Source organism: Aeromonas sp. A35_P (genome assembly GCF_002259925.1).
Classification (GTDB): domain Bacteria; phylum Pseudomonadota; class Gammaproteobacteria; order Enterobacterales; family Aeromonadaceae; genus Aeromonas; species Aeromonas dhakensis.
The window spans coordinates 1-2,504 of record NZ_NEVB01000176.1 but is presented as its reverse complement, the minus strand read 5'-3'; the positions used below and the strand labels follow the sequence as shown (position 1 = coordinate 2,504).

Below are 2,504 nucleotides of genomic sequence, written 5' to 3'. Positions count from 1 at the left end.
CGGCTGCATGAGCTCTATCAGGGCGCGGGTATGGGCTCAGAGCTTGCCAGCTCCCGTAATACCGCCTGGGGGTTGGTTAATGCGGTCACCGAATACGTTGATCACCACCGCCGCGCTCGTAGTCAGGACCACCGGCTCGATTCCGCCTGGTTCGGTCAGGGTGCCCAACTCAAATCCCAAGCCTTGAATCAGGCACTCACTCTGCTGCAGTAATTACGCTTCCCCATTCAAACCGCATAACGACCTCACCCGGACTGGCGCAAGCCAATCCGGGCGTCGCCATTTATGCCGTTAACAAGGAATAGTCATGAAATCAAAAGCCAAATACGGCCAAGCCCTGCGGCTAGCCTCTACTACCCAGTTAACCCGCGAGCAGTGGCTCGCTATCCGTAAACTCGGCATTGGCTCCTCCGATGCCGCCGTCGCAGTGGGGCTCTCCCCCTACAAATGCCCGCTCAGCCTCTGGCTGGAGAAGACTGGTCGCAAGGAGCCGGAGGATATCTCCCACAAGGAAGCCGTGCTGTGGGGCATTGAGCTGGAGCCTGTGTTAGCGCAGGTCTATGCCAAACGCACCGGCTTTCGTGTGCGACGGGTCAATGCTGTGCTGCAACACCCCGAGCAACCCTTCATGCTCGCCAACCTCGATCGGGAGGTAGTCGGTCACCCCGATGGGCCGGGCATTCTGGAGATCAAAACTGCCAGCTATCACAGCGCTCCCCAGTGGGAGGAAGGAGTGCCGGTGGCTTACCAGTGTCAGGTACTGCATCAGCTGGCTGTTACCGGCCATGCCTGGGCTGAGGTGGCAGTGCTGATCGGCGGCCAGGATTTTCGGATTTATCGCATCGAGCGTGATGAGGAGAAGATCCAGGATCTCACCGAGCGGGAAGCGCAGTTCTGGCAGATGGTGCAACAAGATCAGCAGCCTGAGCCTGACGGCTCGAGTGATGCCGCTAATGCCCTGAGCTGGCTCTTTCCCCGCGATGATGGTCAGACGGTGGATCTCTCCGATTCTCCCGAGTTCAACCAGCTGTTTGGCGAACTGCTGCGCTTGCGACAGCAAAAGGAAGCGGTCGAACTGCAGGAGTCACAACTCAAACAGCGGCTGCAAGCGACCTTGGGTGAAGCGACAGCCGGGCTGTTTGCCGACGGCAAGATCACCTGGAAGCGCAGTAAAGACCGGCTGGCGCCGGATCTCGATAAGCTCGGTCAGGATCATCCCGACTTGCTCACCCGTTACGTCAAACCGGTGCCCGGCGTGCGCCGTTTCACCATTCAACCCTTGAGGCAAACACCATGATCAAAGGACTGGCGATAACCCCGCCCGTGATCGGGCGGATCTGCATCGGCAAGCTGGTGCAAAAACAGGATAAGTGGGTACCGGAGAAGGACGACAGCTTCACCCTCACCACCCAGGTACAACAAAAGGGGGGATGGTTGCTCCATCCCCTGCATCAACACTACTCATCGCAGAAAAGTGGCCAAGGTCAGGAGCAAACCAAGATCCGCGCCATTCCGGTGCGGGTGCTGTTCAACGACAGCGACTTGAATCTGCGGGCGGAATACAGCGCCTTTGACCGGCAAACCGGCAGGCCGCTGTGTGTCGGGAATGGGGAGGTAGCAAGACGAGTGGGTGCGCAAGGCATGGAGGAGGTCAGCTACCCAGGACCAGAGCGCTGCGCCTTTGCCGGGCAACAGGGCTGCAAGCTGTACGGGCGACTAAACCTGTTTGTGGAGGGGCAAGGGGATGAGCTAGGCAGCTTTATCTTCCGCACCACCGGCTACAACTCGGTTCGCACCCTGGCGGCACGGCTCAAGTACCTGGAGGCTGTGAGCGGTGGTCATACCCGCTATCTGCCACTCACCCTGCGGCTGCGGGCCAAGAGCACTACCCAGTCCTACCGCACACCGGTCTACTACGTGGATTTGACCTTGCGGGAAGAGACCAACCTGACTGAGGCAGTCAGGCTGGCACAGGAGACGGCCCAGCGTGACCAAGAAGCAGGCTTGGCCATCAAGCAGATGGAGCAGGCTGCTCGCGAGTTGCTGCGTAACGGCCAGTTTGAGGATATCGATGAAGAGGTGCCGATGCTGCTGGAGGAGTTCTATCCCGAAGCTAACAGCGACGAAACAGCGAATGGTAACGCTGATGCAGTGGCGACTACCTCGCTTAACGCACCGCAAAGTCAAGCAACCAGAACACCGCAGAGGCCACAACCAAGAAGGAGTCCGCTCACCAATAAATTGGGGAGAGGGACACCACCCCCTCCCCCAGTAAACGGCGGGTGATCAGCTGGGACGAGCCAACCGCTCCACCAAACGTTCTACTGTTTCCAGCAACAGAGTTCGGTCAGCATCATCCAGCCGGGCTAGTTGCTGGCTCAGCACAATGCCCTGCTCGGTCGGGCGGTTACTGGTCTCACGTAGAAAGTCGGCTAGCTCACAACCAAACAGTTGAGCGAAAGCCTGGCGCGAGCGCATCAACGGCTAGGAGAGCGGGCCTACAA

General features: G+C 59.1%; 3 protein-coding genes and 1 pseudogene. 3 read left to right on the top strand and 1 reads right to left on the bottom strand.

Going from position 1 to position 2,504, the window contains the following annotated elements; translation table 11 throughout:
- The 3 genes from CAK78_RS10685 to CAK78_RS10675 all read left to right on the top strand — a co-directional run.
- The coding region (locus CAK78_RS10685; protein WP_141214175.1) for a DUF932 domain-containing protein at positions 1-213 on the top strand (213 nt) is incomplete at its 5' end.
- 94 nt (positions 214-307) lie between these two features.
- Positions 308-1,297 carry a YqaJ viral recombinase family nuclease gene (locus tag CAK78_RS10680; RefSeq protein ID WP_094697244.1) on the top strand — a complete coding sequence of 330 codons (990 nt, stop codon included), beginning with the start codon at positions 308-310 and terminating at the stop codon, positions 1,295-1,297.
- Positions 1,294-2,286, top strand: coding sequence for a recombination directionality factor (locus tag CAK78_RS10675; protein ID WP_094697243.1), 993 nt, complete (start codon positions 1,294-1,296; stop codon positions 2,284-2,286). The genes CAK78_RS10680 and CAK78_RS10675 overlap by 4 nt, the downstream gene beginning before the upstream one ends.
- Here the strand turns inward: CAK78_RS10675 and CAK78_RS23095 are convergent.
- Positions 2,287-2,457: pseudogene (locus tag CAK78_RS23095) on the bottom strand (helix-turn-helix domain-containing protein); the annotation flags it as partial.
- Positions 2,458-2,504: the final 47 nt, after the last annotated feature.

What these genes read in the sequence shown, in the direction of transcription:
- CAK78_RS10680 (WP_094697244.1), top strand. Translation starts at nt 308, where the DNA reads ATGAAATCAAAAGCCAAATACGGCCAAGCCCTGCGGCTAGCCTCTACT.
- CAK78_RS10675 (WP_094697243.1), top strand. Translation starts at nt 1,294, where the DNA reads ATGATCAAAGGACTGGCGATAACCCCGCCCGTGATCGGGCGGATCTGC.